The sequence below is a fragment of the Microbacterium sp. JZ70 genome (assembly GCF_053903225.1).
In genome coordinates this window covers 1,788,985-1,814,459 of the sequence record NZ_CP096405.1, presented here as the reverse complement: position 1 = coordinate 1,814,459, position 25,475 = coordinate 1,788,985, and the positions used below count along the sequence as shown (strand labels likewise).

Annotated in this window: 23 protein-coding genes; 8 read left to right on the top strand and 15 right to left on the bottom strand. The window is 72.3% G+C overall.

Going from position 1 to position 25,475, the window contains the following annotated elements; all coding sequences use genetic code 11:
* Positions 1–38 precede the first annotated feature (38 nt).
* The 4 genes from M1D46_RS08265 to M1D46_RS08250 are packed head-to-tail and all read left to right on the top strand — an operon-like array spanning position 39 to position 4,187.
* A complete protein-coding gene (locus M1D46_RS08265) occupies positions 39–1,985 on the top strand; it encodes a glycosyltransferase family 2 protein (RefSeq protein ID WP_456287128.1) in 1,947 nt (648 codons plus the stop codon).
* Positions 1,982–2,314 carry an STAS domain-containing protein gene (locus M1D46_RS08260; RefSeq protein WP_456287127.1) on the top strand — a complete coding sequence of 111 codons (333 nt, stop codon included), beginning with the start codon at positions 1,982–1,984 and terminating at the stop codon, positions 2,312–2,314. The genes M1D46_RS08265 and M1D46_RS08260 overlap by 4 nt, the downstream gene beginning before the upstream one ends.
* Complete coding sequence (locus tag M1D46_RS08255; protein WP_456287126.1) at positions 2,304–2,717, top strand: ATP-binding protein; 414 nt, start codon at positions 2,304–2,306, stop codon at positions 2,715–2,717. The genes M1D46_RS08260 and M1D46_RS08255 overlap by 11 nt, the downstream gene beginning before the upstream one ends.
* Before the next feature lie 39 nt (positions 2,718–2,756).
* Positions 2,757–4,187: an MFS transporter gene (locus M1D46_RS08250; RefSeq protein WP_456287125.1), complete on the top strand. Its 1,431-nt coding sequence runs from the start codon at positions 2,757–2,759 to the stop codon at positions 4,185–4,187.
* 3 nt (positions 4,188–4,190) lie between these two features.
* Here M1D46_RS08250 and M1D46_RS08245 read toward each other — a convergent pair whose 3' ends face one another.
* A complete protein-coding gene (locus M1D46_RS08245) occupies positions 4,191–4,649 on the bottom strand; it encodes an SRPBCC family protein (RefSeq protein WP_271173396.1) in 459 nt (152 codons plus the stop codon).
* 135 nt (positions 4,650–4,784) lie between these two features.
* On the opposite strand from M1D46_RS08245, the gene pgi reads away from it, so the two are divergent.
* Positions 4,785–6,467 carry a glucose-6-phosphate isomerase gene (gene pgi / locus M1D46_RS08240; RefSeq protein WP_282979182.1) on the top strand — a complete coding sequence of 561 codons (1,683 nt, stop codon included), beginning with the start codon at positions 4,785–4,787 and terminating at the stop codon, positions 6,465–6,467.
* 196 nt (positions 6,468–6,663) lie between these two features.
* On the opposite strand, the gene M1D46_RS08235 is transcribed toward pgi, so the two are convergent.
* The 3 genes from M1D46_RS08235 to M1D46_RS08225 all read right to left on the bottom strand — a co-directional run bounded on the left by M1D46_RS08235 (position 6,664) and on the right by M1D46_RS08225 (position 10,965).
* Entirely contained in the window at positions 6,664–8,007 is a 1,344-nt protein-coding gene (locus tag M1D46_RS08235; RefSeq protein WP_456287124.1) for an FAD-binding oxidoreductase, read from the bottom strand.
* A 10-nt stretch (positions 8,008–8,017) separates the two neighbouring features.
* Complete coding sequence (gene helR / locus M1D46_RS08230) at positions 8,018–10,195, bottom strand: RNA polymerase recycling motor ATPase HelR (RefSeq protein ID WP_456287123.1); 2,178 nt, start codon at positions 10,193–10,195, stop codon at positions 8,018–8,020.
* A 143-nt stretch (positions 10,196–10,338) separates the two neighbouring features.
* Positions 10,339–10,965 (bottom strand): cyclase family protein, encoded by a 627-nt coding sequence (locus M1D46_RS08225; RefSeq protein WP_455968583.1) that lies wholly within the window; start codon positions 10,963–10,965, stop codon positions 10,339–10,341.
* Positions 10,966–11,033: 68 nt separating this feature from the next.
* On the opposite strand from M1D46_RS08225, the gene M1D46_RS08220 reads away from it, so the two are divergent.
* Together M1D46_RS08220 and M1D46_RS08215 are read left to right on the top strand one after the other, a co-directional pair.
* Positions 11,034–11,861: a metalloregulator ArsR/SmtB family transcription factor gene (locus tag M1D46_RS08220; RefSeq protein ID WP_456287122.1), complete on the top strand. Its 828-nt coding sequence runs from the start codon at positions 11,034–11,036 to the stop codon at positions 11,859–11,861.
* The gene (locus tag M1D46_RS08215; RefSeq protein WP_282979188.1) at positions 11,858–12,457 is read left to right on the top strand and encodes a dihydrofolate reductase family protein; all 600 of its coding nucleotides are present in this window, start codon (positions 11,858–11,860) and stop codon (positions 12,455–12,457) included. Before M1D46_RS08220 ends, M1D46_RS08215 begins: the two co-directional genes overlap by 4 nt.
* A gap of 4 nt (positions 12,458–12,461) precedes the next feature.
* Here M1D46_RS08215 and M1D46_RS08210 read toward each other — a convergent pair whose 3' ends face one another.
* The 3 genes from M1D46_RS08210 to M1D46_RS08200 are packed head-to-tail and all read right to left on the bottom strand — an operon-like array spanning position 12,462 to position 17,067.
* Positions 12,462–14,072 (bottom strand): thiamine pyrophosphate-binding protein, encoded by a 1,611-nt coding sequence (locus M1D46_RS08210; RefSeq protein WP_456287121.1) that lies wholly within the window; start codon positions 14,070–14,072, stop codon positions 12,462–12,464.
* Positions 14,069–15,748: an amidohydrolase gene (locus M1D46_RS08205; protein WP_456287120.1), complete on the bottom strand. Its 1,680-nt coding sequence runs from the start codon at positions 15,746–15,748 to the stop codon at positions 14,069–14,071. The genes M1D46_RS08210 and M1D46_RS08205 overlap by 4 nt, the downstream gene beginning before the upstream one ends.
* Positions 15,745–17,067: an MFS transporter gene (locus tag M1D46_RS08200; RefSeq protein WP_456287119.1), complete on the bottom strand. Its 1,323-nt coding sequence runs from the start codon at positions 17,065–17,067 to the stop codon at positions 15,745–15,747. The genes M1D46_RS08205 and M1D46_RS08200 overlap by 4 nt, the downstream gene beginning before the upstream one ends.
* Before the next feature lie 217 nt (positions 17,068–17,284).
* Here M1D46_RS08200 and M1D46_RS08195 point away from each other — a divergent pair, with 217 nt between their 5' ends.
* Entirely contained in the window at positions 17,285–18,178 is an 894-nt protein-coding gene (locus M1D46_RS08195) for an Lrp/AsnC family transcriptional regulator (RefSeq protein ID WP_271173337.1), read from the top strand.
* Between the two features lie 4 nt (positions 18,179–18,182).
* Here the strand turns inward: M1D46_RS08195 and M1D46_RS08190 are convergent, their stop codons facing one another.
* From M1D46_RS08190 to M1D46_RS08155, 8 genes are all read right to left on the bottom strand, one after another.
* A complete protein-coding gene (locus M1D46_RS08190) occupies positions 18,183–19,541 on the bottom strand; it encodes a purine-cytosine permease family protein (protein WP_456287118.1) in 1,359 nt (452 codons plus the stop codon).
* A gap of 22 nt (positions 19,542–19,563) precedes the next feature.
* A complete protein-coding gene (locus M1D46_RS08185; protein WP_456287117.1) occupies positions 19,564–19,968 on the bottom strand; it encodes a nuclear transport factor 2 family protein in 405 nt (134 codons plus the stop codon).
* Positions 19,965–20,912, bottom strand: coding sequence for an agmatinase (speB, locus tag M1D46_RS08180; RefSeq protein ID WP_456287116.1), 948 nt, complete (start codon positions 20,910–20,912; stop codon positions 19,965–19,967). Before speB ends, M1D46_RS08185 begins: the two co-directional genes overlap by 4 nt.
* A 216-nt stretch (positions 20,913–21,128) precedes the next feature.
* Positions 21,129–21,452: a sugar ABC transporter ATPase gene (locus M1D46_RS08175; RefSeq protein ID WP_324011842.1), complete on the bottom strand. Its 324-nt coding sequence runs from the start codon at positions 21,450–21,452 to the stop codon at positions 21,129–21,131.
* 110 nt (positions 21,453–21,562) lie between these two features.
* Positions 21,563–22,678: an AI-2E family transporter gene (locus M1D46_RS08170; RefSeq protein ID WP_324011843.1), complete on the bottom strand. Its 1,116-nt coding sequence runs from the start codon at positions 22,676–22,678 to the stop codon at positions 21,563–21,565.
* A gap of 57 nt (positions 22,679–22,735) precedes the next feature.
* Entirely contained in the window at positions 22,736–23,908 is a 1,173-nt protein-coding gene (locus M1D46_RS08165) for an acyl-CoA dehydrogenase family protein (RefSeq protein WP_456287115.1), read from the bottom strand.
* Positions 23,883–25,142, bottom strand: coding sequence for a beta-ketoacyl-[acyl-carrier-protein] synthase family protein (locus tag M1D46_RS08160; RefSeq protein WP_456287114.1), 1,260 nt, complete (start codon positions 25,140–25,142; stop codon positions 23,883–23,885). Before M1D46_RS08160 ends, M1D46_RS08165 begins: the two co-directional genes overlap by 26 nt.
* Positions 25,139–25,378, bottom strand: coding sequence for a hypothetical protein (locus tag M1D46_RS08155; RefSeq protein WP_456287113.1), 240 nt, complete (start codon positions 25,376–25,378; stop codon positions 25,139–25,141). The genes M1D46_RS08160 and M1D46_RS08155 overlap by 4 nt, the downstream gene beginning before the upstream one ends.
* Between the last annotated feature and the right edge of the window lie 97 nt (positions 25,379–25,475).

Sequence of the window (25,475 nt, the reverse complement as noted above, 5' to 3'; positions counted from 1 at the left end):
GCGCGGATGGGCACGAGCGACGACGGGATGGTCCGCAGATGAGCGCGCGCTTCGCAGCGATCCGCATCCTCGCCGTCCTGTCGGTGATCCTCGGCGTGAACTACGTCGCCTGGCGCTGGCTCGAGTCCGTCAACTGGTCGGCGTGGTGGATCGCCGTGCCGCTCGTGCTCGCGGAGACGTACAGCCTCATCGACACGATCCTCTTCTGCCTCACGATGTGGCGCGCACGGGACCGCCCCGGCCCGCGCTCGGAGCCGCAGGGCACGGTCGACGTGCTCATCACGACGTACGACGAGCCGCTCGACCTCGTGATGGGCACCGCACGGGCCGCGAAGCGGATCGCCTATCCGCACTCGACCTGGATCCTCGACGACGGTGCACGCGCGGATCTCGAGCTCGCCGCCGCCGAGGCCGGGATCGGCTACATCCGGCGCTCGGACGACTGGGACGGCAAACCGCGCCACGCCAAGGCGGGGAACCTCAACAACGCCCTGTTCCAGACCGACGGCGAGTTCCTGCTCATCCTCGACGCCGACCAGGTGCCGGATCCCCTGATCCTCCACCGCACGCTCGGCTACTTCGCCGACGACCCGGAGGTCGCGCTCGTCCAGACGCCGCAGTGGTTCTCGAACGTCGACGAGGCCGACCCGCTCGGGAGCCAGGCGCCGCTGTTCTACGGCCCGATCCAGCAGGGCAAGGACGGCTGGAACGCCGCGTTCTTCTGCGGGTCGAACGCGGTGCTGCGCCGCGAGGCGCTCATGCAGCTCGGCATCGTCGGCTACGTGCGCGACCTCGCCGAATCGACCCAGCGCGCGCTCCGCGCGTCGGAATCGCTGCTCGGGCGCGAGGCGAAGCGCGCCGACGGAGCGCTCCGCGAGGAGCTGATGGCCCTGCGCGCCGAGGTCGCCGCCGCACGCGCCGAGATCGCCGCGGGCGAGCCGGTGGCCGACACGACGTACCGCGTGCGTGCGCGCGTCGACGACGCAGGTCGGCGTCTCGTCGAGAACGACCTGGCCGCCATCCGCGCCGACCTCGAGGAGATCGGCGAGCTGCCGATCGCGCACGACGCGCAGCTCGACGTCATGGTCGTCGACGAGGTCGCGCTCGACGAGCTGGCGACCCGCGACCTCTCCCCGCTCGGCGCGATCGAGGCCGTCCGATCGCTGCTCGACGCGCTGCGCGTGGACCGGCCGGGTGAGGCCCAGCCGCTCCTGCCGCTCGCGACGATCTCGGTCACCGAGGACATGGCCACCGCGATGCAGCTGCACGCCCTCGGGTGGCGCAGCGTCTACCACCACGAGATCCTCGCCCGCGGACTCGCCCCGGAGGATCTCCGCACGATGCTCACGCAGCGCCTGCGGTGGGCGCAGGGCACGCTGCAGGTCATGCTGCGCGACAACCCGCTCGTGAAGCGCGGGCTCTCCGCCGGCCAGCGGCTCATGTACTTCGCGACGATGTGGACGTACCTGTCGGGCTTCGCCGCGATCGTGTACCTCGCCGCTCCCGTGTTCTACCTCGTCTTCGGCGTCATGCCGGTCACAGCGTGGTCCGTGGACTTCTTCGCGCGCTTCCTCCCCGCCTTCGCGGTGAACCAGCTGCTCTTCCTCGTCGTCGCCAAGGGCGTGCGCACGTGGCGCGGGCAGCAGTACTCGCTCGCGCTCTTCCCGGTCTGGATCCGGGCGTGCTGGACGGCCTTCGCCAATGTGGTGCTGGGCCGCCCCCTCGGCTTCGCGGTGACCAGGAAGGACGGGCGAGCACCCGGAGGAGTGGCCTGGCGCGAGATCTGGCCGCAGCTCACCGCGATGGCGGTGCTCGTCGCGTCGCTCGCGATCGGCGTCGTCCGCGTCGCGGTCGGAACGGCGGACGGCACGGGGACCCTCGTGAACACCCTGTGGGTCGCCTACGACGTCGTCGTCCTCAGCGTGATCATCCAGGCCGCCCGCTATCGAGGGCCGGCGGCCGCCGACAGAGAGGCAACCGCATGAACCTCACGAGCGCTCACCGCGACGGGTTCTCCGTCATCACGATCGACGGACGCCTCACCGCTTCGGGCGCACCGCGTCTGCGGGACGCCGTGAAGGAGCTCGTCGAGGCCGGCCGCACGCGGATCGTCGTGGACCTCGGCGGCACCGAGTTCGTGGACTCGTCGGGCCTCGGCGCCCTCATCGGCGGTCTCAAGGCCGCGCGGGTCGCGGGTGGGGACCTGCGCATCGCCGCCGTCCCGGATGCTGTGCGGACGGTGATGCGCCTGACGAACCTCGATCGCGTGCTGCGCGAGCACGCGTCGCCGGAGACCGCGTTCGATGAACGGTGACGAGCCCGTCCTTCGTGCCCGTGTCGAGGGACGCGCGGAGATCGCCTTCGTCGACGCCGTGCTCGACGCGCTGGAGAGGATCTGGTTGCGGGCCGACGTCGCCGACGCGGACCGGATGCTCTTCGGGCTCGCCGTATCCGAGATCGCCACGAACGTGGTGACGCATTCCCCCGGCGACGCGGAGGTCCGTGTCACAGCCGAGCTCGAGGTGGGGCGGACCGCGCTCACGGCGATCATCCGCGACACCGCGTGGCCGGTCGACATCGCGTGGGCGGACGTGTCGATGCCCGGCCCCGAAGCGGAATCGGGGCGCGGTCTCGCGCTCGCCCGAGAAGCGCTCGACGTGCTCGATCACCATGTCGACCACGGGAACGTCTGGACCCTCGTCCGTCGTCTCGCCTGATCGGGAATGCCCGGGGCGCCCCGCGACTTGGGTTGTGAGGTGAGCACCACGAGCAGTCGCAGCAGGACCGTCGGCCTTCGATCCGAGCGCGGGCCCGTGCTCGGAGCGCTCATGCTGGCGACCGGGCTCATCGCGATCGACGCGACCATCCTCGCGACGGCCGTCCCGAGCGTCGTGGCCGATCTCGGGCAGTTCGACCAGTTCCCGTGGCTGTTCTCGGTCTACCTGCTCGCGCAGGCCGTGAGCGTCCCGATCTACTCGAAGCTCTCGGACACGATCGGGCGCAAGCCCATCATCCTCATCGGCATCGGGCTGTTCCTCGTCGGCTCCCTTCTGTGCGGCGTCGCCTGGAGCATGACGTCGCTCATCCTCTTCCGCCTCGTCCAGGGTCTCGGCGCCGGCGCGGCGACGCCCATGGCCATGACGATCGTCGGCGACATCTACACGGTCGAGGAGCGCGCGAAGGTGCAGGGCTACATCGCGAGCGTCTGGGCGGTCTCATCGGTCCTCGGCCCTGCCCTCGGCGGGGTCTTCTCTCAGTTCGCGTCGTGGCGCGGCATCTTCCTCATCAACATCCCGCTCTGCATCGCCGCGGGCTGGATGCTCGTGCGCGCGTATCACGAGCAGGTCGAGCGGCGCCGTCACCGCATCGACTACGCGGGAGCCGCGCTCCTGACGGTCGGGATGTCCGCCCTCATCCTCGCGGTCCTCGAGGGCGGGAGCGCCTGGGCATGGACGGCTCCGCCGAGCATCGCGGCCTTCTCGATCGCCGGGGTCGCCCTCGTCGCGTTCGCCCTCGTCGAGCGGCGCGCAGCCGAGCCGATCATCGACCTGTCGCTGCTCCGGCGCCGGCTCATCCTCACGACCACCCTCGTGGCGCTCGCAGTCGGTGCGCTGCTGACGGGCATCACGAGCTTCGCGCCCACCTACCTCGAGAACTCGATCGGCACCGTGCCGCTCCTCTCGGGGCTCGCGGTGGCCGCGCTCACGCTCGGATGGCCGCTCGCGGCGTCGAACTCGGGGCGCCTGTACCTGCGCTGGGGCTTCCGCACGACGACCGTGATCGGCGCGGCGATCTCGCTCGCGGGCGCTGCCGGGCTCGTGGCCGTCGCGCCCTGGCCCAACCCGTTCCTCGTCGCCCTCACCGCGTTCGTCGTCGGCTTCGGCCTCGGCTGGACGGCCGCGCCGACCCTGATCGCCGCGCAGGCGTCGGTCGGGTGGGGCGAGCGCGGGGTCGTCACGGGACTCAACGCCTTCTCGCGCTCGGTGGGCTCTGCCGTCGGCGTCGCGATCTTCGGCGCCGTCGCGAACGGCATCATCGCCGCTGGCGAGGGCGAGCACGACTACGACACGATCATCGCGGCCTCCACCTGGGTCTTCGTCGGCGTCGCCGTCACGGCGGCGCTCATGCTCGCGGCCGCGATCGCGATGCCGCGCGAGCGCATCGCCTCGGGCGAGCCGACGGACTGACGCTCAGGAGCCCGCCGCACGGTCGCGGGCCGCGTGTCCCTCGGCGAGGAACGCCAGACGCCGCAGCGTCTCGGCATTGCGCGCATGCAGCGGCGGATCGACGAGGAACCGGGGAACGAGCGACCCGGGACCCTCGACGGCCGCCTCCGAGATCCGCACGAGCGATCCGGCGCCGCGCGGCTTGACCTCGATCGTCACGCGCGCCTCGCCGATCGGCCATCCGCGCGCCTGCAGCACCATCCGGCGCGGCGGATCCCACTCGACGCACTCGGTCGTGTCGTCGAGGAGCAGCGGCCAGCTGCCCACCGAGTGGTGGAGCTCGGCGCCGGGGCGCGGCCAGTCGTCATCGACCTCGCGCATGCGCGACGCCCCCACGACCCAGACCGGGTAGAGCCATCCGTCGCCGAGGACGCGGAAGATCTCCTCGGGGGTGCAGCGGATCTCGCGGACGTTGATCGACATGGTCGCCTCCGGCTCTCGGTGCCTGGTGCTCACGCTAGACGCAGCCCCTGACCGCGGCACGGGCTTGACATGCGGAGCCTGCCCTCACATGACGCCCGGTGGGCGCGTGAGGGCGGCACTCGGTACGGTTGCAGCATGACCGCTCCCGTCGACCCCACGTCCACCTCGGCCTGGGCGGAGCTCGAGGCGCACCGCGCGAGCTTCTCCCCCGACCTGCGCGGCTGGTTCGCAGCCGACCCCGATCGGGCCGAGCGTCTCAGCCTTCCGCTCGCCGACCTCCACGTGGACCTCTCGAAGAACCTCGTGACCGACGACATCCTCGCCTCGCTCGTGCGACTCGCCGAGCAGACCGGCGTCGCCGAGCGCTTCGCGGCGATGCTCGAGGGCACGCACATCAACACGACCGAGGACCGCGCGGTCCTGCACACCGCGCTGCGTCGCCCGGCCGGCGCGACGCCCGCGCTCACGGTCGACGGGCAGGATGTCGACGCCGACGTGCACGCCGTGCTCGACAAGGTCTCCGCCTTCGCGGAGCGCGTGCGCGGCGGCGACTGGCGGGGCGTCACCGGCAAGCGCGTGACGCACGTCGTGAACATCGGCATCGGCGGATCCGACCTCGGGCCGGTGATGGTCTACGAGGCGCTCAAGCCCTACGCTGACGCGGGAATCGAGGCGCGCTTCATCTCGAACATCGACCCCACGGACCTCGCGCAGAAGGTCGCCGACCTCGACGCCGAGACGACCCTGTTCATCGTCGCGTCGAAGACGTTCACGACGCTCGAGACGCTCACGAACGCACGTCTCGCACGCGACTGGCTGTGGTCGCAGCTCGCCGGCAAGGGCGCGATCGCCGACGACGACGCGGCGCGCACCGACGCCGTCGCGCACCACTTCGTCGCCGTGTCGACCGCCCTCGACAAGGTCGCCGACTTCGGCATCGACCCCGAGAACGCCTTCGGGTTCTGGGACTGGGTCGGCGGCCGCTACTCGGTGGACTCGGCGATCGGCACGTCGCTCGCGATCGTGCTCGGACCGGCGGTCTTCCGCGAGCTGCTCGAGGGATTCCACGCGGTGGACGAGCACGTGCGCACGACGCCGCTCACGCGCAACGTGCCCGTGCTCATGGGGCTCCTCAACGTCTGGTACACGAACTTCCTCGGCGCCCAGTCGCACGCGGTGCTCCCCTACGCGCAGCAGCTGCACCGCTTCGCGGCCTACCTCCAGCAGCTCACCATGGAGTCCAACGGCAAGTCGGTGCGCTGGGACGGCACGCCGGTGACGACCGACACGGGCGAGGTGTTCTGGGGCGAGCCGGGCACGAACGGCCAGCATGCGTTCTACCAGCTGATCCACCAGGGCACGCGGCTCATCCCGGCCGACTTCATCGCGTTCGCGAACCCCGCATACCCCCTCCAGGACGGCGGCCGGGACGTGCACGGGCTGTTCCTCGCGAACTTCCTCGCGCAGACGAAGGCGCTCGCGTTCGGCAAGACCGCGGATGAGGTGGAGGCCGAGGGCACGACGGGTCCGCTCGTCGCGGCCCGCACGTTCGCGGGCAACCGCCCGACGACGTCGATCTTCGCTCCCGCCCTCACGCCGGCGGTGCTCGGCCAGCTGATCGCGCTGTACGAGCACATCGTCTTCACGCAGGGCGTCGTGTGGGGCATCAACTCCTTCGACCAGTGGGGCGTCGAGCTCGGCAAGCAGCTCGCCCTCCAGATCGCGCCCGCCATCGAGGGCGACGAGGCCGCGCTCGAGGCCCAGGACCCGTCGACGAAGGCGCTGCTCGCGTACTACCGCGCGCACCGCTCGAGCTGACGCGAGGTCCCCGACGGCCCGGCTGCGTTCGCGCGGCCGGGCCGTTCGGCGTCGTCAGACGCGGACGAGCGGCACGAGCGCGACGTCGCCGAGCACGTCGCCGTCGATGGAACAGGTCATGAGCGTGCACGCGGGCTGGCGTCGACGGTCGGTGGGCGAGCCCGGATTCAGCCTCGAGAGCGTCGCCCCGCCGCCGTCATCGCGGCAGGCGCCCCTCGTGCAGGACGGCGTCGGGATCGACCCGCTCGCGGATGGCGCGGAGTCGATCGAGATCGGCGCGGGTCCCCGCGCGCTCGAGCGTCTCCTCGGGCGCGAGGAACGTCGGCACGAGCGGCGCCTCGTCCGCGCGACCGAGGATCTCGCGCAGGCCAGCGAGGCTCGCGTCACCCGGCTCGCGCGGCGCACCGGGCGCGGCCGGGGCGAGTCCGTGCACGAGCCATGCGGCGTCGGACAGGGACGCGAACCCCTCGCGGCGTGGCGAGTCGAGTGCGCCGCCGAGCATGCGGAGCCCGAGTCCGACGAGGGGCGCCTGCTCGGGAAGCGCGCGGAACGTGAGGAGGTCGTCGAGCAGGGCGTCGTCGAGAGACCGCAGTGCGGAGGACACACCGCGTGTGGGCGTGGGATCGGTGGGCTCCGCCGATCGAGAGGCCATGAGCGCCGGTGTCGTGTGACCGAAGTCCTCGCGCTCGACGGGGGCCGCCGCGCGAATCGGCTCGAGGAACTCCGCCGCGGCCTCGTCGATCGCGAGCACATCGACCGTGAGGAAGCTGCGCGCCCTGATCGCCTCGGGCAGCTGAGGGACGTCGGGCATGCGCATCGACGTCGCGAAGAGATTGAGCGACGGCGGGGCGACAGCGGCGAGGTCGCGCACGGCCCGCAGCGCGTCGGCCGAGTGCGCCGAGTCGAAGACGATGCTGCCGCCCACGAGCACGGGGGCCGCGACGAGGTCGATCTCGATCTCGGTCACGATCCCCGCGATGCCGCCCGCGCCGCGCAGCGCCCACATGGTCTCGGGGTCGCTCGCGTCATCCACACGCTCGTGCGTCCCGTCTGGCCGGACGATCCAGGCCGCGCGCAGCGCGTCAGACCCGAGGCCCGCCGATCGGCTGAACCACGAGTGTCCCCCGCCGAGGGTGTAGCCCGTCGCGCTCACGACGCGGCTCGTGCCGGCGGGCGCGACCAGTCCCGTGCCGTCGAGGGCGTCGATGACCGCGCCCCACGCCACGCCGGCGCCGATACGCGCGATGCGGGCCTCCTGGTCGATCTCGAGCGCATCGAAGGCACGGGGCCGAACGAGCACTGCTCCCTCGAGAGCCGAGGCCGCGCCATGCCCGCACGGCTGGACGGCGAGCGCGACGCCCTCCTCGCGCGCGAAGGCGACGAGGGCGACGAGGTCGTCGACTCCGGCCGGCTCAGCGACCGCCGCGGGCCGCTGCTCGACGGAGAGGTTCCACGGTCGGCGCGCCTCGTCGAAGGCGGCGTCGTCGGGCAGGCGGAGGAGGCCGGAGAGGCGGCCGCGGAGCGCATCGAGAGCGGACATGACCCACACGCTAGCGAGGTCGTCGGACATCCGTCTCCCCCGGCTCCGCATCGAGGAGGACGAGCTCGCGCGTCGCACGCGTCATCGCGACGTAGCGGTCGACCGCGGCCTCGATCCCCTCGCCCGGCGCATCGGCGCCGGCGAGGAGCACGAGGTCGAACTCGAGTCCCTTCGCGTCCTCCGGCGTCGCCGAGCGGACGCGCCCGTGCGGGCGGAAGTCCGGGTCACCGATCACGCATGCCGTGCCCTCGACGTGCCCGGCGAGCCACCGCTCGAGAATCGCGTCGCGCTCACCCGCCCGCGCCCTCCGCACGGGGATGCCCGAGCTGCGTACGGACACCGGGACGTTCGCGTCGGGCAGGGCGGCGCGGATGACCGGCTCGGCGACCGCCATGATCTCCGACGGCGTCCGGTAGTTGACCGTGAGCGAGGCGACGCGCACGTCGCGCAGACCCGCGCGCGCGAGCCGCTCCTCCCACGAGCCGAGGAAGCCGTGCCGTGCCTGCGCTCGGTCGCCGACGACCGTCAGGCTGCGGGAGGGACAGCGGCGCAGCAGCATCTGCCACTGCGCGTCGGTGAGCTCCTGCGCCTCGTCGACGACGATGTGGGCGAAGGGCCCGATCAGCGCGTCGGGTTCGTGCGCCGGAACGCCCGCCTCGTCGACGAGGCTCTCCCGCGCGTCGTCCCCGCGCAGGATCATCGCGACGCCCATCTCGCTGTCGTCGTTCGCGATGAGGTAGTCGGCGATGTCCTCCCGGTAGGCCCGCTGCGCGGACAGCGCCGCCTCGCGCTCCCGCGCGCGGCGCGCCGTCCCGGGATCGCCCAGTCGCATCCGGGCTGCATCGAGAAGCGGGAGATCCGCGCTCGTCCAGGCCGCGCCATTCGCCCGCGTCAGCAGCCGCACCTCGTCGTCCGCGAGCCACGGCGCGCAGCGCCGCAGGTACGCCGGCACGGTCCACAGGTCGCTCACGAGATCCGCTGCCTCGAGCCGCGGCCACGCGCGCGTGAAGGCCGTCGCGAGGTCCCTGTCCTGCGCGAGCGCGCGGCGCAGGAGGTCCGCCGGCACCTCCTCGTCGTCGTGCCGGTCGGCGATGAGCTCGAGCAGCGTCTCCCAGACCTGGTCGCGCGCCTCGTTGTGCGGCGTCCCCGGCTCGGGAGACGCGAACGCGTCGGCCCAGTCATCCGCCGTCACGACGACGTCCGTCCATGGCGTCTCCACGAGCACCTCGTCGACGGGCGGCTCCTCGTAGAGGCGCACGGCCGGCTCGATCGCCTGCACCATCCGCCCGTCCGCCTTGAGAGACGCGACCCGGGGGTCGGGTTCCGCGCGGGCGACGGCGCCCTCGACCACGAGGTCGTCGACCGTGCACACGCGCACGCCCTCCTCTCCGAGACTCGGCAGCACATCCGACACGTAGTCGAGATATGCGCGCGACGGCCCGACGACGAGCACGCCGCCGCCACCGCGCGCCATCCGCGGCTCGGCGTGCAGCAGGTAGGCCGCGCGATGGAGCGCGACGACCGTCTTGCCCGTTCCCGGGCCGCCGTCGACGACGAGCGCGCCGGCCGAGGGTGCGCGGATGATCGCGTCCTGATCGGCCTGGATGGTCGCGAGCACATCGCGCATGTGCGGAGAGCGGCTCGCGCCGAGACTCGCGATGAAGGCGGACTGGTCGTCGAGCGCCGCGCCGCTCTCGAGGGCGTCGGCCGTGAACACCTCGTCCCAGTAGTCGACGATGCGGCCGCCGCTCCACCGGTAGCGCCGTCGGCTGCTCAGCCCCATCGGATCGGCGTGCGTCGCGCCGAAGAAGGGCTCGGCCGCCCGCGCCCTCCAGTCGACGAGGAGCGGCTCGCCATCGGCATCGGAGAGGCCGATGCGGCCGATGTAGACAGGGTCGCCGCCCTCGGCGGGCACCATGCGGCCGAGGCAGAGATCGAGGCCGAAGCGCCGCAGCAGGCGCAGGCGGGCCGTCAGGCGGTGGATCTCGAGGTCGCGGTCGAGGGCCTTCTGCCCCTGGCCGGCCGGCGCGCGGCGCTGCGCCTCGAGGCGGTCGGATGCGTCGGCGATCTGGCGAGCGAGGCTCGCGGCGATCGCGGCGAACTGCGCCTCGTCGCGTGCGATGAGCGCGGCGTCGGCCTTGGCGGCGCGGCTGTCGGGAAGGGCGAACGGGCTGAGGGCGGTGGTCATGCGGGCGGCTCCGACGATCGCGACGGCACGGCGGACACCCGCTGCGCGCGGGTGCCGGCCGGAGGGAAGGAGACGATTCTGCCCCGTACCGGGGGCCTTGCGGCAAGCCCCCACCCCGGCCGTACACTGGAACCGCGGGGAGATCAGAGGGCGACGACGCGCGCCGGCGCTCCATCCGCATCGATCGCGAGCGGGAAGACGCCGATCCGCGGATGCCGCTCGAGGCCCGCCAGGCCGCGCAGGTTCTCGACGATGAGCGCGTCGGCGCCGAGCACGATCTCGTGCACGGGGAAGCCCTCCCCGCCCGTCGGGTCGGGGCTCAGCAGGTCGACCGCGAGCACGCGCATCCCGTGCGCGACGAGCCAGGCGGCCGCCACCGGGTCGAGGTGCGGATGCGCGGTCGCGTCCGCCGACCCGAAGCGCTCCGCCCATCCGGTGTCCAGCACGACGATCGGCCGCAGATCGGCTTCGAGGTCGGCCGACGCCCTACGCAGGTCGTCGAGCGTGATGACCGCGCCGGCGGCGACCTCGCCGAGGTGCAGGACGATTGCCTCGCCCACGAGCTCGTCGAGCGGGATCGCGCCGGTCGTGCGCCCGCCCGCGATGACGTGGGACGGCGCGTCGAGGTGCGTTCCCGTGTGCGAGCCGAGGTGCAGGGCGGCGACCTCGACGCCGTCGCGCGCGATCTCGAGAGCCGACTCGATGCGCACCGCGGGGTCGCCGGGGTACACGGTCATGCCGGTGCGGATGGGACGGCTGAGATCGCGCATGCGCCGACGGTACACCGCGCCGAAGATTTTCCTTGACATGAATATTCGTCGCAGTGAATACTTCAGTCATGGACCCGCTGCTCGCCGCTCTCGCCGATCCCGCCCGATGGCGGATGATCGAGCTGCTCGCCCTCCGCCCCCGAGCCGTGGGCGAGCTGGCGGAGCTTCTCGGCCTGCGCCAGCCGCAGACCACCAAGCACCTGCAGACGCTCGCGCGCGTGGGCGTGGTCAGCGTGCATCCCCTCGGCCAGCGGAGGGTGTACGCCCTCGAGACGTCGCCCCTCCGGGCTGCGGCGAACCGCCTCGCGAACCTCCTGCAGCAGGCCGACGCGCACGCCGACGAGCGCGAGGTGCTCGATCGCTATCGCGCCGCCATCAGTGCGGAGCGTGCCGCCGCGGACTCCCCTGGATGGGCGGATGGCCGCTCGTTCGCCTTCGAGCGCCACCTCGCCGCCCCGCGCGAGACGGTGTGGCGTCACTGGACCGACGCCGCACTCCTCGCCACGTGGTGGGCGCCGCCGTCTTTCGAGGTCGTCGAGAGCACGATCGCACCGCACCCGGAGGGGGCGGTCGTGCTCGCCTACCGCGATCCGGACGGCGCTCACTACCGGTCGGACGGGCGGGTCCGGGTCGCCGAGGCTCCGGAGCGCCTCGAGTTCGACCTGTCGGTGCGCGACAGCGAGGGCGGTGTGGCCTTCACGGCCCACTACGCGGTCTCGCTCGACGAGGCTCCCCGGGGAACCCGTCTCGCGGCGGAGCTGCACCTCGACGCCACCGCCGTCGCCTCCGCTCCCTTCATCGCCGGCATCGAGACCGGCTGGAACCAGGTGCTCGACAACCTCGTCGCACGCGTCGCCGCGGATCCGCGGCCTGATCGGAAGGAACCCCTCTCATGAACGCTCACGCACCTCGCAGGGTCACGGCGAACCTCAGCCTCACCCTCGATGGACGCTTCAACGGCCCCGGCGGGCCCGGCGACCTCGCTGCGATCGTCCCGTATGCGGTGACCGATGTCGCACGCGACCAGATGCACCGCATGCACGAGAACGCGACGACGGCCGTGCTCGGTCGCGGCAACGCGCAGGGGTTCCTCGGCTTCTGGCCTTCCGTCGCCGACGACCCCTCCGCAGACCCGCGCGACCGCGGCTACGCCGCCTGGCTCCGCGATGTCGAGAAGGTGGTCCTCTCGTCCTCGCTCTCGGAGGCGCCGTGGGAGCGCACGCGCATCGTCTCGGCCCCCGTCGCCGACGTCGTGACGCAGCTGCGCGCGTCCGGCGAGGGCGACATCCTCGTCAACACCAGCCCGAGCCTCATCCGCCCGCTCCTGGCCGCGGACCTCATCGACCGGCTCTACCTCATCGTCTGCCCCGAGATCTCCGGCGGCGGCGAGCGGCTGCTCGAGGACGGGCTCCCGTCGTCGTCCTGGCGCCTGGTGCTGCACGAGGCCGGCGACCGCGGGGAGCTCGCGCTCGTCTACGACCGAGCGCGCTGAGGACTCATCCGTCGACGAGTGCGCCCTGCGGGATGTGGACGAGCCGGACGCCTCCGGCCTCGACCGCCTCGCCGATCGCGGTGCCGATGTCGGCCCGTCGCTCGACGCGCATGCCCCGCGCGCCGAAGGCATCTGCGAGCGCAGCCCAGTCCGGCTGGACGAGATCGACGCCGATCGGCGCGATGCCCCGGTCGATCTCGTTCTGCCGGATCTCCTCGTAGCCGCCGTTGTCGACGCACACGACGACGAGGTCGAGCCGCTGCTCGACCGCGGTCATGAGCTCGTTGACGCAGAACATGAGCGCGCCGTCGCCCAGGACGGCGACGACGGGCCGCTCGGTCTGGGCGACCCGGGCGCCGATCGCGGCCGGGAGTCCGTATCCGAGCGTCGCGTAGGTCGGCGTGTAGAGCAGCGAATGCGGGCGCGCCTGGCGGAGCACGTTCGCGAGCGCCATGTAGACGATCTGCGACGAGTCGCCTGCGACGACCGCGTCGTGGGGCAGGGCTCGCGCGATGGCCTCGGCGAGCGCGACGGTCTCCGGGAGGGCCTCACGGGTCTCCGCGAGGATGGCCGCTCGCGCGTCGGCGAGGTTCGGCGCGGGGCGCGTCCGGATCGCGAGCTCGGCGAGCAGCGCATCGAGGACGGCCCCGCAGTCGCCCACGATCCCGACCGTCGCCTCGAGGTTCTTGTGCACCTGCGCGGCCGAGATGTCGATGCGGATGACCCGGCCGCGTGCGGCGAGTGCGGGAGCCCACAGCTCGGCCTCGCCGAGCTTCGAGCCGAGCACGACGAGCACGTCTGCGTCCTCCGCGACCCCGCGCGCCGACGCGAGTCGCAGGTTCGAGCCGAGCGACAGGGGGTGGTGCTCGTCGACCGTCCCCTTGCCGTTGAGGGTCGTCAGCACCGGAGCGCCGAGGCGCTCGGCGAGCGCCGTCACCTGCGTGGCGGCGCGCGTGGCGCCCCCGCCGGCGACGATCACGGGGCGCCGGGCGCCCTCGAGAAGCGCGACAGCACGGGCGACGGCGGTCGCGTCCGGCCGTGCCGCCGGGCGGAGCTCGCGCGGCGCCCGTGCGGCGACCGGCACCTCGGCCGGCGCCTCGAGCACGTCGAGCGGGATCTCGATGTGCACGGGGCGCGGCCGCCCCGTGCGGAAGAGCGCGAAGGCGTCGTGCACGGCGTCCACGGCCTCAGCCGCGCTCTCGACGCGGCGCGACCACTCCGCGATCGCACCGACCATGGCGCTCGCGTCCTTGGTCTCGTGGAGCGTGCCGACGTCGCGGAACTCGTCTCCGCGCGCGACCCCGGGCGACAGCACGAGCAGCGGGCGGGACTCGCAGAACGCCGTGCCGATCGCGCTCATGGCGTTCTGCAGACCGGGCCCCGAGGTCGTGATGACGACGCCCGGCATCCCCGTCAGCTGCGTCCAGCCGTCCGCCCCGTAGCCGGAGCCCTGCTCATGGCGATTCGTGACCGCGCGGATGCCGAGATCGGTCAGCGGCCGGTAGAGCTCGAGGTTGTGCGTGCCGGGGATGCCGAAGACGGCCGTGACGCCATAGGCGCGGATCGTCTCGAGCACCGCACGCCCCGCGGTGTCCGCGTCGCGCGCCCCGGTCACGAGCCGACCTCCGCGCGGTGGCGGCGCTCGCCGCCGATCCACGTCTCCCTGACCCGGATGGCGGCGATGCGCTCGGGCTCGACCGCGAGCGGGTCGTCGCTCAGCACGGCGAAGTCCGCGCACTTCCCGACCTCGAGCGAGCCGAGATCGTCCTCCCGCCCGAGCGACACCGCGCCTTCGTAGGTGTGGGCGCGCAGCGCCGCGCGCGCGGACACGCGCAGGTCGTCGGGGCCGAGACGGCGCCCGCGCCGCGTCACCCGCGTCACGGCCGTCTGGATCGCCTCGAGCGGGATGGGCTCGGCGACCGGCGCATCCGACGAGATCGTGATCGGCACGCCGGCGGCCTCGAACTCGCCCAGCGGGTTGAACCGCTCCCCCGGGGTTCCGATGGCCTCCTCGACGCCCTCGCCCCAGTTGTAGTAGTGCTGCGTCTGGTTCACCGGCCGGATGCCCGCTGCAGCCATCCGGCGGATCTGGTCGGCCGTCGGCAGGCCGCAGTGCTCGATCCGATGGCGGGCGTCGGGATCGGGGCGCTCGGCGAGCGCCGCCTCGATCGCCGACACGACCATCTCGATCGCGGTCGGCGACTGCGCATGCGTGGCGGTCTGCAGGCCCGCGGCGTGTGCGCGGCGGATGAGCTCTGCGTACTCTGCGGGCTCGTGGTAGAGCTGGCCCGTGCGGCACGGGTCGCCCACGTACCCGTCGGGGAAGTACGCCGTCCATCCGCCGAGCGTGCCGTCGGCGTAGAGCTTGATGCCGGCGAAGCTCAGGTGCGCGTTGCCGAAGGCGCCCACGAGCCCCATCTCGAGTGCCTCGTCGAGGAGGTGCGAGAGCAGGTACATCGACACGCGCAGCTCGAGCCGCCCGGCCTCGGCGAGGCGCAGGTACATGTCGAACTCGCGACGCGAGACCTGAGCGTCGCCGATCGCGGTCACACCGCCCTCGAGGAACCGGCGGGTCGCGACATCGAGCTGGCGCAGGTGCTCCTCCGGCTCGTCGGCGAGGTGGAAGTTCGGTCCGTGATGGCCGATCTTCACGCCGTGCACCCCGGTGAGGATGTTGCAGGCCGCGTCGGACAGCTCGCCCGTGAGCTCGCCGTCTGCGTCGCGGAAGAACACGCCGCCCTCGGGGTCGGGCGTGCCGCGGTCGACGCCCGCGCGCTCGAGCGTCACGCTGTTGACGACGCCGCCGTGGCCCGAGGCGTTCATGAGGTAGACCTCGCGCTCGGTCGACACCTCGTCGAGCTCGAAGCGGGTCGGGTGACGGCGCTCGGCGAGGTTGCGGTGCTCGTACCCGTAGCCGCGGACGGGACGCCCCTCGGGGAGGCCCTCCGCCGCGGCGCGGAGCAGCGCGACGATCTCGGGGATGCTGCCCGCCTTCTCGGGCCCGCAGTCCACCCACGTCATCATCTGCCCGTACATGAGCGGATGCGCGTGCGCGTCGACGAAGCCCGGCACGACGACGCCGTCGCCGAGGTCGACGGTCTCCGGATCGAGGCCGAGCGCGTGCGCGGCCGCCGCGCAAGTCTCGCGGTCGCCGACGGCGAGGATCCGGCCGCGATCGATGAGCATCGCCGTCGCGGTCGTGTCGCGGGCGTCGACCGTGTGGATCGCACGCGCGACGATCATCCGCGGCGCGGTCTGAGCGGGTCGGTCGAAGGGGGTCAGCTTCCTCATGGGAGTCGGTTCGTCCTCGTGTCGGTGCGGGGCGTGAAGGACGCCGTGACCGGCGCCTCGTCGGAGTGCTGGGGAGCGAGCCGCGTGCAGATGCCCGCGAGCACGGCCATCCCGATGAACATCGCGATCACCGACCAGACGCTGCCGGTCCACGCGATGAGCTGCGTCGCGAACCAGGGCGAGAACCCTGCCCAGACCGCCGCGCCCACGCCATAGGCGAGCGCGATCGACGTGTAGCGCGCCTGAGGGCGGAACATCTGCGCGAGGATCGCGGCGATCGGAGCGTACGTCGCGCTCATCGCGACGCGCACGAGCGAGGCCAGGAGGAAGACGGCCGGCTCGATCCGCCCCGGCATGACGAGCAGGAAGGGCGCGAACGTGAGCACGGAGGTGACCAGGCCGATGTACATGATGTTCTTGCGCCCCCAGCGGTCGCCCAGCCACGCGATGGGGAGCGTCACGAGGAACTCGACGAACGACGCCACGGTCATCGCGTCGAGGATCAGCTGCTCGCTGAGCGCGACCGTCTCGCCGGTCGCGTATGCCGTGGCGAACGTCGTCGCGAGGTAGTAGCCGCCGGTCGAGATCGGCAGCAGGCCGATGCCGAGGAGGATCGGCAGCCAGTTGGCACGCAGCGCGAACGCGAGCGGCATGGACTGCTTGCGCCCCTCGACCTTCGAGGCGAAGACCGGCGACTCCTCGACGCGGTAGCGGACCCACAGCCCCACCCCGATGAGCACGATCGACGCGATGAACGGGATGCGCCATCCGCCGTCGATGATGAAGGTCTCGCCGCCGCGCGACATGATCGCGAAGACGCCGGACGCGAGCAGCGCACCGGCGGGGTTGCCGAGCTGCGTGAAGCCCCCGTAGAAGGTCTTCGACTTCTCGGGCGCGTGCTCGACGCTCATCAGGACGGCGCCGCCCCACTCGCCGCCGACGGCCAGCCCCTGCAGCGCGCGCAGGGCGATGAGGAGGATCGGCGCGGCGATGCCGATGTCGGCGTACGTCGGCAGGCAGCCGACGAGCACGGTCGCGACGCCCATGAGGAGGAGGGTGATCACGAGGGAGACACGGCGGCCCAGCTTGTCTCCGATGTGGCCGAAGACGATGCCGCCCAGCGGACGGACGAGGAAGGCGACGGCGAACGTCGCGAAGGCGGCCGCTGTCTCGGCGAGCGGGTCGTCGCTCGGGAAGAACAGCGGTCCGAAGACGAGGGCGGCGGCGGTCGCGTAGACGTAGAAGTCGTACCACTCGATCGTGGTGCCGACGAACGCGGCGAAGCCGGCGCGCCGCGCTCTGCTGTGCGTGGAAGTCATGGTGGCCGCTCCTTTGCGGGGGTATCGGGTTGCATCGGATGCTACGAGCGGCCGGAAGGCGGAGCAAGGCCAGAACTCCAGGAGAATCTCGCTGTCGCCGATGTTCCGATTCGAAGAACGCGCAGATCCGCTCGCGGTGTCTCCTTGAATCGCGAGTAGACTTCACTTCTGCGCGCGTCGACGCGCGTTCCACGGAATCTCGCGGATCGGAGACGGGATGGACTTCGAAGCCGACCTCGTTCGGGCGCTGCAGGAGGACGGGCGTGCGAGCATCCACTCCCTCGCGCTGAGGCTCGGGCAGTCCCGCGCGGCCGTCTCGACACGGCTCCGCGCGATGCTCGCCGACGGCACCGTGCGCGTCGTCGCCGCGGTCGATCCCGCCTTCCTCGGTCAGCACGTGCTCGCGCACGTCTCGGTGCGGGCCGACGGCTCCGTGCAGCCCATCGCCGAGCATCTGCGCGGGCTCCCCGAGACCGTGCTCGTCTCGGCCGTGGGCGGCTCGCACGATCTCGTCACCGAGGTGCGGGTCGGCTCCATGGCGACCCTCCACGAGCTGCTCGCGCGCATCCGCGGGCTCAGCGGCGTCGTGGACATCAGCACCCTGATCTACTCCACGGTCGTGAAGGGCTTCTTCGTCTCGGACTATCAGGGCGACCTCGTGATCGACGACATCGACATGTCCCTGATCGAGATGCTGCAGCGCGACGGCCGCATGAGCTATCGCGCACTCGGCGAGGCGGTCCGCCTCTCCCCCTCCGCGGTCACGACGCGCGTGCAGCGCCTCATCGCGGGCGGTGTCATCAAGATCAGCGCCGTCGAGGCGCGGGGCCTTGCGCACCGGCAGCTGTCGATGGGGGTCGGGCTCAACCTCTCCGGGGAGGACGACGCCGTGATCGACGCGCTGCGCGAGTGGCGCGGCGTCGACTTCGCCGCTCGCACGCTGGGCCGCTTCGACGCGGTCGCGACGCTCGTGGAGCCGACGGCGGGCGCGCTGTACGCGAGCCTCGAACGACTCCGCACGCTCCCTGGCGTCGCGCGGATGGAGTCGTGGCTGCACCTCGCGGTGCTCAAGGAGGACTACGCGCGGACGCTGCGGCCCGCCGCGCGCTGAGGCCTCAGCCCTCCAGCGACTGCTCGGCGAGGTGCACGCTGCGCTCGGCACGCGCGCGACGCCGGACGGGGAGCATCGGGACGAGGTACACCGCGAATGTCACGGCGAACGCGGCGGCGGTCGCGCCGATCGGACTCGGCCAGACATAGGTGAGGAGATAGGACACGAGCGCGCCGACGACCCAGGCGATGATCGCGATCGGGTTCACCCCCTTCGCGAACCAGTAGCGGCCGCCCGAGCTGCGGAGGATGTCGGCGTTGTACGACCCGCGCCGGATGACGTAGTAGTCCACGATCATGATCGCGAACACCGGCACGAAGAACGCGCCGATGACCGTGAGGAACGTCGTGAACTGGTCGAGCAGCGCGAGCCACGTCGAGCCCGCGATCGAGATCGCGCCGAGGATGAGCGCGGTGGGGAGGAAGCGCGGCTGCCAGCCGGGCAGGGAGTTCATGACCGACGTCGTCATCCCGTACACGACCATCGTGTTCGTCGCCATGACCGAGACGAAGATCACCACCGCGATCGGCGCCCCGAACGCCGTCACGAGCGCGGTCGGGTCGAACGGCGCCCCGTCGCCACCCGACTGGAGGATGTACGCGAATGCGGTCGCTCCGAGCGACATCGACACGATCGTCGAGGTCGCGTAGCCCGCGACCGAGCCGACGACGCCCGCACGCGAGGTCCGCGCGAGCCGGTTCACATCGGCCGACAGCACGGTCCACGAGATCGCCGTCGCGATGACCATGTCGAGCACGAACACGTGGGTGAGCTCGCCGGTCGGCTCGAGCGCGAAGTAGTCCGCCGGAGGGAACGCCGTGAACGCCTGCGCGAACATCCACCCGATGACGATGAGCATGAGCACCGCGAGCCACGGCTCGACCCGGGCGATGCCCTCGTGGCCGAAGATCGCGAGGACGACGACGATCGCCTGGCACAGCACCGAGAACAGGACCGGGTTCGAGAAGCCCGTGAGCTGCGCGACGAGTGCGTCGACCGTCACCCCCGCGAGCATGGCCTGCACCCAGCTCCATCCCATGAGCACGAACACGTTCGCCGCGAGCGGCAGCAGGCTGCCGCGGGTGCCGAACGCGCCGCGTGTCAGCGCCATCGTCGGCAGGCCGGTGCGTGTGCCGATGTTGCCGACGGCCGCGAGCACGGCCACGCCCGCGAGCGTGCCGATCACGATCATGAGAAGCGCGCCGCCGTAGTCGATCCCGGGCACGAACAGCGTGCCCGTCAGAAGAGTCGTCACGACGAGGTTGGCGGCGAGCCAGATCATCCCGACACGCCGGACCGCGAGCGTGCCCGTGACGGGGCCGGTCGCGTCGGCGGGGGTCTCTCGACGGCGTTCGGATGACATCGGCGTCTCCTCGGGGTGCGGCTCAGTCGCCGGCGGGAAGGGGTGACAGGTGCTCGTGGATCGCGACGAGGCGACCGCCGTCGACGCGGAAGACGATGCTCTCGCGCTCGCGGTACGCCTCCTCGCCGACGCCGGTGGCGACCCGGGTCGCCACCGTGTGGCTGAAGACCGCACCTCCGGGGTAGGTCTGCACGAGCGCGTCCGACGACGTGCACGACAGCACGCGCCATCCCGATTCGGTCCACGACCTCCACAGGATCTCGTACGACGCCCGGTCGTCGAGCCGCGCGGCCTCGGTGTGGAACACGAACGAGGCGTCGGGTGCGAAGCGCGCGAAGTAGCGCCGGGTGTCGGTCGCGGCGAACGCGTCGACGATGGCGGCGGCCGCCGCCGCGACCTCGTCCTCGCCGGGCGTGCGGACGCTCATCGCTCGGCCCGGGGCGCCATCGCGCTGATGAGCTCGTACGCGACGTGCGACGCCGCGACGGCCGTGAGCTGCGCGTGGTCGTAGGCCGGCGCGACCTCGACGACGTCGGCTCCGACGATGCGCTTGTCGGCGAGGGCGCGCAGGATGCGCAGGAGCTCGCGCGAGGTGAGGCCGCCGGCCTCGGGCGTCCCCGTGCCCGGGGCATGCGCGGGATCGAGCACGTCGATGTCGATCGAGATGTAGAGCGGCGCGTCGCCGATCCGGGTGCGGATCCGCTCGATCGCGCGCTCGACGCCGTCCTCCTCGATCTGCTCGCTCGTTACGATCGCGAAGCCGAGGCGCTCGTCGTCGACGAGGTCGGACTGCCCGTACAGGGGGCCGCGCGTTCCGACGTGCATGCTCGCGGTCTGGTCGATGAGCCCCTCCTCGCTCGCGCGACGGAAGGGCGTGCCGTGCGTGACGGGCGCGCCGAAGTAGGTGTCCCACGTGTCGAGGTGGGCGTCGAAGTGCAGCACCGCGACCGGTCCGTGGTCGCGCGCGACGGAGCGCAGAAGCGGAAGCGCGATCGTGTGGTCGCCGCCGATCGTCACGAGGCGCGTTCCTCCTGCGCGCAGCGCCGTCGCTGCTTCGTCGATCGCGCGGACCGCGTCGTCGATGTCGAACGGGTTCGCCGCGATGTCGCCCGCGTCGGCGACCTGCTGAGCGGCGAACGGCGAGACGCCCTGCGCGGGATTGAACGGCCGCAGCAGACGGGACGCCTCGCGGACGTGAGCGGGACCGAACCGGGCGCCGGGGCGGTAGCTCACACCGCTGTCGAACGGAACGCCCACGACGGCGATGTCGGCTCGGTCCACCTCGTCGATGCGCGGGAGGCGCGCGAAGGTCGCGATGCCCGCGAAGCGGGGGACGACGGATGCGTCGACGGGTCCGATGGGTTCGGTCATGGCGGGTCCTCCTGTGCGGGATCGCCTGGATCCTACGCACGCAGAGGAGGGGCCCGCAAGCGCGGAAATCCAGCGCTTGCGGGCCTCAGGAGAAGGAATATCGGGCAGCTCCGGCGATATCCGCACGAGTGTCATGTTCAGCGCACGGGACGCTGGAGTTCTGCACCCGCCGATCGCCATTCCCCCGATTCTCGGGAGCGGAGACGGCGCGCCGATTCAGAGGTCTTCGGGGGCGAGGTCGCCCTCCCCGTCCTCGCCGAGCTCGGCGACGACCGGATCCTCGTCCTGCGTCTCGGGCTGCACGTCGCTCACGGGGAGGTCGGCCGCCGGGATCTCGTCGTCGTCCGCCGGGATCTCGTCGGGGTCACGGCCGGTCGCCGTCTCCTCGCTCGCGCCCTCCCCCGCATCGCGCGCCTCGGTCTGCTCCCACTCCGCCTGCGCAGGATCGGCGGACGGGTCCGCGTACGCGGTCGCCTCCGCATCCCGGACAGGGCGGATGGCGTCGGGGTCGTCGGTCAGGCGGCTGTCGTTCGCGTCCATGGGGTCCTCCTGTCGGAGCCGGGTGTCGGTACCCGTCCACTCTGCGCGACGGCGCGGTCCGCGCCGAGGGGCTTGATCCGCGACCGCGCGCGCGTTATCGCCGGCCCTCGTCAGACCTTCGCCGGCGGGAGCCGCTTGGCGTCCTGCGACGGGAAGATCACCTTCTGCACGATGATGATGATGCTCGCCGCCACCGGGATCGCGACGAGCGCGCCCAGCACGCCGCCGAGGGCACCGCCCGCGACGGCGGCGATGACGACGATCGCGCCCGGCACGGCGACAGCCTTGCTCATGATGCGCGGGCTCAGCACGTACGCCTCGATCTGCATGTAGACGAGGTAGTACCCGAACGCGATGAGCGCCGTCACCGGCGAGGCGATCAGGCAGATGAGCGAGTTGATGATCGACGCGCTGAGCGTTCCGACGAGCGGGATGAGCGAGCCGATGAACGCGATGAGCGCGAGGAGCGCCGGCATGGGCGCCCCGATGATGCTCAGCACGATGAGGCTGAGCACGCCGTTGATGAGCGCGAGGCTCGCCTGGCCGATCACGTAGCGGCCGACCGCACTCGAGATCTCCTCGAGCACCTCGGTGAAGCGCGCCCGCTGGTAGGCGGGAACGAAGCGCGCCGCGAGGCGCTTCATGCCGCGCAGCGATGCCATGAAGTAGAGCGTGAGGATGAGCACGATCGTCATGCCCGTGACGCCGCCCGCGATGCCGGCTCCGACCGCGACGATGCCTCCGCCGATCTGGGTGAGGTTGGCCGGATCCTGGAGGAAGCTCAGCGCCTGCCCTGCCGCGTCCTCGAACGACGACCCGAACTGCGCGCTCAGCTGCCGGTACCAGTCGCTGGCCATGACGTCGCTCACCATCTGCGGCCCGTTGTCGATGAGGTTCGTCACCTGCTGCACGAGCACGGGGACGATCGCGAGCACGATGCCGGCGAACGCGAGCAGCACGCCGGCCACGACGATCGCGACCGCGGCAGGGCGCGGGAGCCGCCGCTCGATCGCGCGGACGACCGGATCGAGACCGAGCGCGAGGAACAGCGCGATCCCGATGTACACGAGGACCGTGGCGAGCTTGCCCACGAGCGACCCGATGAGCAGCGCGACGAGCACGCCGAGCGCCCCGAAGAGGCCGAAGGTGAACGGGCGGATGCGCCAGCCCACGAGCCTCGCCTCGATCGGCCCACGGGGCTCGCTCTCGACCGTCGTCCGCCGCATGGCTGTCTCCCCCGCGCTCGATGCCGTTCCTCTGCCGATCATAGGCGCGCGTGATGCTCAGTCGTCGTCGAGGAGCGCGGCCGCGTACATGGGCCGCGCGACATCCGCGCTCGGCGGATGGAACAGGCCCGCCGTCGCGTCGCGGTACAGGCGGCTGAGCTCGCTGCCGTTGTCGAAGCCGCTGCCGCCCGCGCACAGGAGGGCGGTCTCCGCGGCTCTGCGCGCCGCGTGCGACGCGTTGAGCCGCGCGCTCACGAGCCGCAGCGGCCATCCGGCGCCGTGCTCGACGAGCTCGTCGAAGTCGCGCGTGTAGGCCTCGAGCTGCGCGGGCACCGCGAGGTACGCCATGTGCGCATCGGCGAGGCGCACGCGCGCCTCGGGCACCTCGGCGAACGTCGTGCCGGTCTTCGCCGACCGCCGCCGCTTCAGCGCTTCGGCCCCCAGCTCGAGCGCGCGGCGTGCGATGCCCGCGTAGACCGACCCGACGAGCAGCTGGAACGTGCTCGTGATCGCGAACACGAGGAGGTCGGGATGGCGTCCCGCCGGGATCCGGCGAGCGACCCGGTCGGCGCGGAGCGGCACGCCGTCGAGGATGGTCGCACGGCTCTGCGACGCGCGCATGCCGAGCACGTCCCACTGGTCGGAGACCGTGATGCCGGGCGCGTCCCGGTCGACGAAGCCGTACACGAGCACGGGGTTGTCGGGAACGGAGCCGTCGCGTCCGTGCACGATGAGGCGCGTCCACACGGGCGAGAGCGACGTGAAGATCTTGACGCCCGTGAGGCGGTACCCGCCGTCGCCGTCGGGCTCCGCGACGGTGTTCGACCCCTGAAGCACCCAGTCGTTCGACGGCTCGCTGATGCCGAACGCGAAGATCTCGCCCGCCATGGCCTCCTCGAGCACCCACGCCAGCGACCGGTCGCCGCGCGCGAGCATCGCCTGGACGACGCCCGTGCACATGAGGTGCATGTTGATCGCGAGCGCCGTGGCCGGAGCCGCCCCGGCGAGACGCTGCTGCAGCCGGGAGACGTCGCCGAGGCCGAGGCCTGCCCCGCCGAGCTCCTCGGGGACGAACAGCGTCAGATAGCCGACTGCGCGCAGCTCCTCGAGGTCCTCGTCGAAGAAGCGGTTCTCCCGGTCGTACACGGCGGCGCGCTCCCGGAACCGCTCGAGCAGATCGTCGGGGAGGTACCGCTCGGCGAGCTCAGCATGCCTGCGTTCCCGGTCCATGTGTCTCCTCTCCGCGCGCGATGAGCAGCGCGCCGTTGTGCCCGCCGAAGCCGAACGACGTCGACAGCACGGCGGCGACGTCAGCGCGCCGCGCCGTGCCGGCGACCACGTCCCATCCGGGCTCGGGGTCGTCGAGATTGAGCGTGGGCGGCAGGATGCCGTCGCGGATGCTCAGCGCCGCGATGATCGCCTCCACGACGCCCGCCGCGCCGAGCAGATGCCCGGTCGACGACTTCGTCGCGCTGATGGGGATGGCGCGGGCGCGGGCGCCGAGGGCGGCCTCGAGCGCCGCGAGCTCGGCCGCGTCGCCCGCGGGCGTGCCCGTGCCGTGCGCGTTCACGTGCTGCACCCGCTCGGCTGTCGCGCCTGCGTCATCGAGGCAGGCGCGGATCGCGGCCGCCGCGCCTGCGCCGTCGGGGCGCGGGGCGGTGGGATGGTGCGCATCGCTCGATGCGCCGAACCCCGCGACCTCGGCGATCGCACGGGCACCGCGAGCCCGCGCGCTGTCGACCGACTCGAGCAGCACGGCCGCGGCACCCTGCGACATGACGAAGCCCGTTCGCCCGCGGTCGAACGGCCGCGATGCCGCCGACGGGTCGTCCTCGTATCCCGTCGCGAGCGCGCGCAGGTTGGCGTTCGAGGCGAGGTTCACGGGTCCGAGGCAGTCCTCCATCCCCACGACGAGCACGGCGTCGGCGTACCCGTGCCGGATGCGGCGCATGCCCTCGCCGATCGCGACGGCGCCGCTCGCGCATGTGGCTGAGACCGCCGAGGCGGCTCCCGTGAGGCCATGCCTCTGGCTGAGCAGAGCGGCCGCCGCGTCGGGCGCGCCGTGCATCGCGAGAGCGAGCGGGACCGCCCGCGGCCCGCGGGCATCCAGCGCTCTCGTCGCGCGCTGCATGGCGTCGACCGGCCCCGAGCCGGTCGCGGCGATGACATCGACGCGGCCGCCGAGCATGCCGCGCGCATCCGCGTCGTCGATCGCCTCGTCTCCTGCGGCGACAGCCCACTGGAGCACGGCGCTGAGGCGCCGCGCGAGGCCGGGCTCGAGGAGGTCGGATGCATCGAAGTCGCGCACCTGGCCCCCGATGCGGACGGGGAGCTCGGCGAACTCCGGCCCGTCGAGCTCGCGGATGGCGCTGCGGCCGTCGGCGACGGCCTGCCACATCGCGGGGACGCCGATGCCGCTCGGCGTGACCGCGCCGGCTCCCGTGATCACGACGCGGCGGCTCACAGGCGCTCCGCCTCTCCGCGCACGACGAGCTCCTTCGCCTCGGCACGCCGGATCTTGCCGCCGACGGTCCGCGGCAGGCGAGCGACCCGGTACCAGCGGCGCGGCACGAACTGGGGGGCGAGGTGCGAGCGCGCGTGCGCCAGGAGCGCCGCCTTGTCGGGTGCGTCGCCCTCGAGGATGAGGGCGACGGCCGTCCCGAGGCGCCCGTCGGGCAGGGCGACCGCACAGGTCGCCACGACCCCGGCCATCCCGTCGAACGCCCGCTCGACGTCGGGCAGCGCGACCTTGTGGCCCCGGTCACCGCGATGTCCCCGGCGCGCCCGATGAGCTCGA

Bases quoted from the DNA above. Each gene is read 5' to 3' on its own strand.
- M1D46_RS08265 (WP_456287128.1), top strand. From the start codon at position 39: ATGAGCGCGCGCTTCGCAGCGATCCGCATCCTCGCCGTCCTGTCGGTG.
- M1D46_RS08260 (WP_456287127.1), top strand. From the start codon at position 1,982: ATGAACCTCACGAGCGCTCACCGCGACGGGTTCTCCGTCATCACGATC.
- M1D46_RS08255 (WP_456287126.1), top strand. From the start codon at position 2,304: ATGAACGGTGACGAGCCCGTCCTTCGTGCCCGTGTCGAGGGACGCGCG.
- M1D46_RS08245 (WP_271173396.1), bottom strand. From the start codon at position 4,649: ATGTCGATCAACGTCCGCGAGATCCGCTGCACCCCCGAGGAGATCTTC.
- pgi (WP_282979182.1), top strand. From the start codon at position 4,785: ATGACCGCTCCCGTCGACCCCACGTCCACCTCGGCCTGGGCGGAGCTC.
- M1D46_RS08235 (WP_456287124.1), bottom strand. From the start codon at position 8,007: ATGTCCGCTCTCGATGCGCTCCGCGGCCGCCTCTCCGGCCTCCTCCGC.
- helR (WP_456287123.1), bottom strand. From the start codon at position 10,195: ATGACCACCGCCCTCAGCCCGTTCGCCCTTCCCGACAGCCGCGCCGCC.
- M1D46_RS08225 (WP_455968583.1), bottom strand. From the start codon at position 10,965: ATGCGCGATCTCAGCCGTCCCATCCGCACCGGCATGACCGTGTACCCC.
- M1D46_RS08220 (WP_456287122.1), top strand. From the start codon at position 11,034: ATGGACCCGCTGCTCGCCGCTCTCGCCGATCCCGCCCGATGGCGGATG.
- M1D46_RS08215 (WP_282979188.1), top strand. From the start codon at position 11,858: ATGAACGCTCACGCACCTCGCAGGGTCACGGCGAACCTCAGCCTCACC.
- M1D46_RS08205 (WP_456287120.1), bottom strand. From the start codon at position 15,748: ATGAGGAAGCTGACCCCCTTCGACCGACCCGCTCAGACCGCGCCGCGG.
- M1D46_RS08200 (WP_456287119.1), bottom strand. From the start codon at position 17,067: ATGACTTCCACGCACAGCAGAGCGCGGCGCGCCGGCTTCGCCGCGTTC.
- M1D46_RS08195 (WP_271173337.1), top strand. From the start codon at position 17,285: ATGGACTTCGAAGCCGACCTCGTTCGGGCGCTGCAGGAGGACGGGCGT.
- M1D46_RS08190 (WP_456287118.1), bottom strand. From the start codon at position 19,541: ATGTCATCCGAACGCCGTCGAGAGACCCCCGCCGACGCGACCGGCCCC.
- M1D46_RS08185 (WP_456287117.1), bottom strand. From the start codon at position 19,968: ATGAGCGTCCGCACGCCCGGCGAGGACGAGGTCGCGGCGGCGGCCGCC.
- speB (WP_456287116.1), bottom strand. From the start codon at position 20,912: ATGACCGAACCCATCGGACCCGTCGACGCATCCGTCGTCCCCCGCTTC.
- M1D46_RS08175 (WP_324011842.1), bottom strand. From the start codon at position 21,452: ATGGACGCGAACGACAGCCGCCTGACCGACGACCCCGACGCCATCCGC.
- M1D46_RS08170 (WP_324011843.1), bottom strand. From the start codon at position 22,678: ATGCGGCGGACGACGGTCGAGAGCGAGCCCCGTGGGCCGATCGAGGCG.
- M1D46_RS08165 (WP_456287115.1), bottom strand. From the start codon at position 23,908: ATGGACCGGGAACGCAGGCATGCTGAGCTCGCCGAGCGGTACCTCCCC.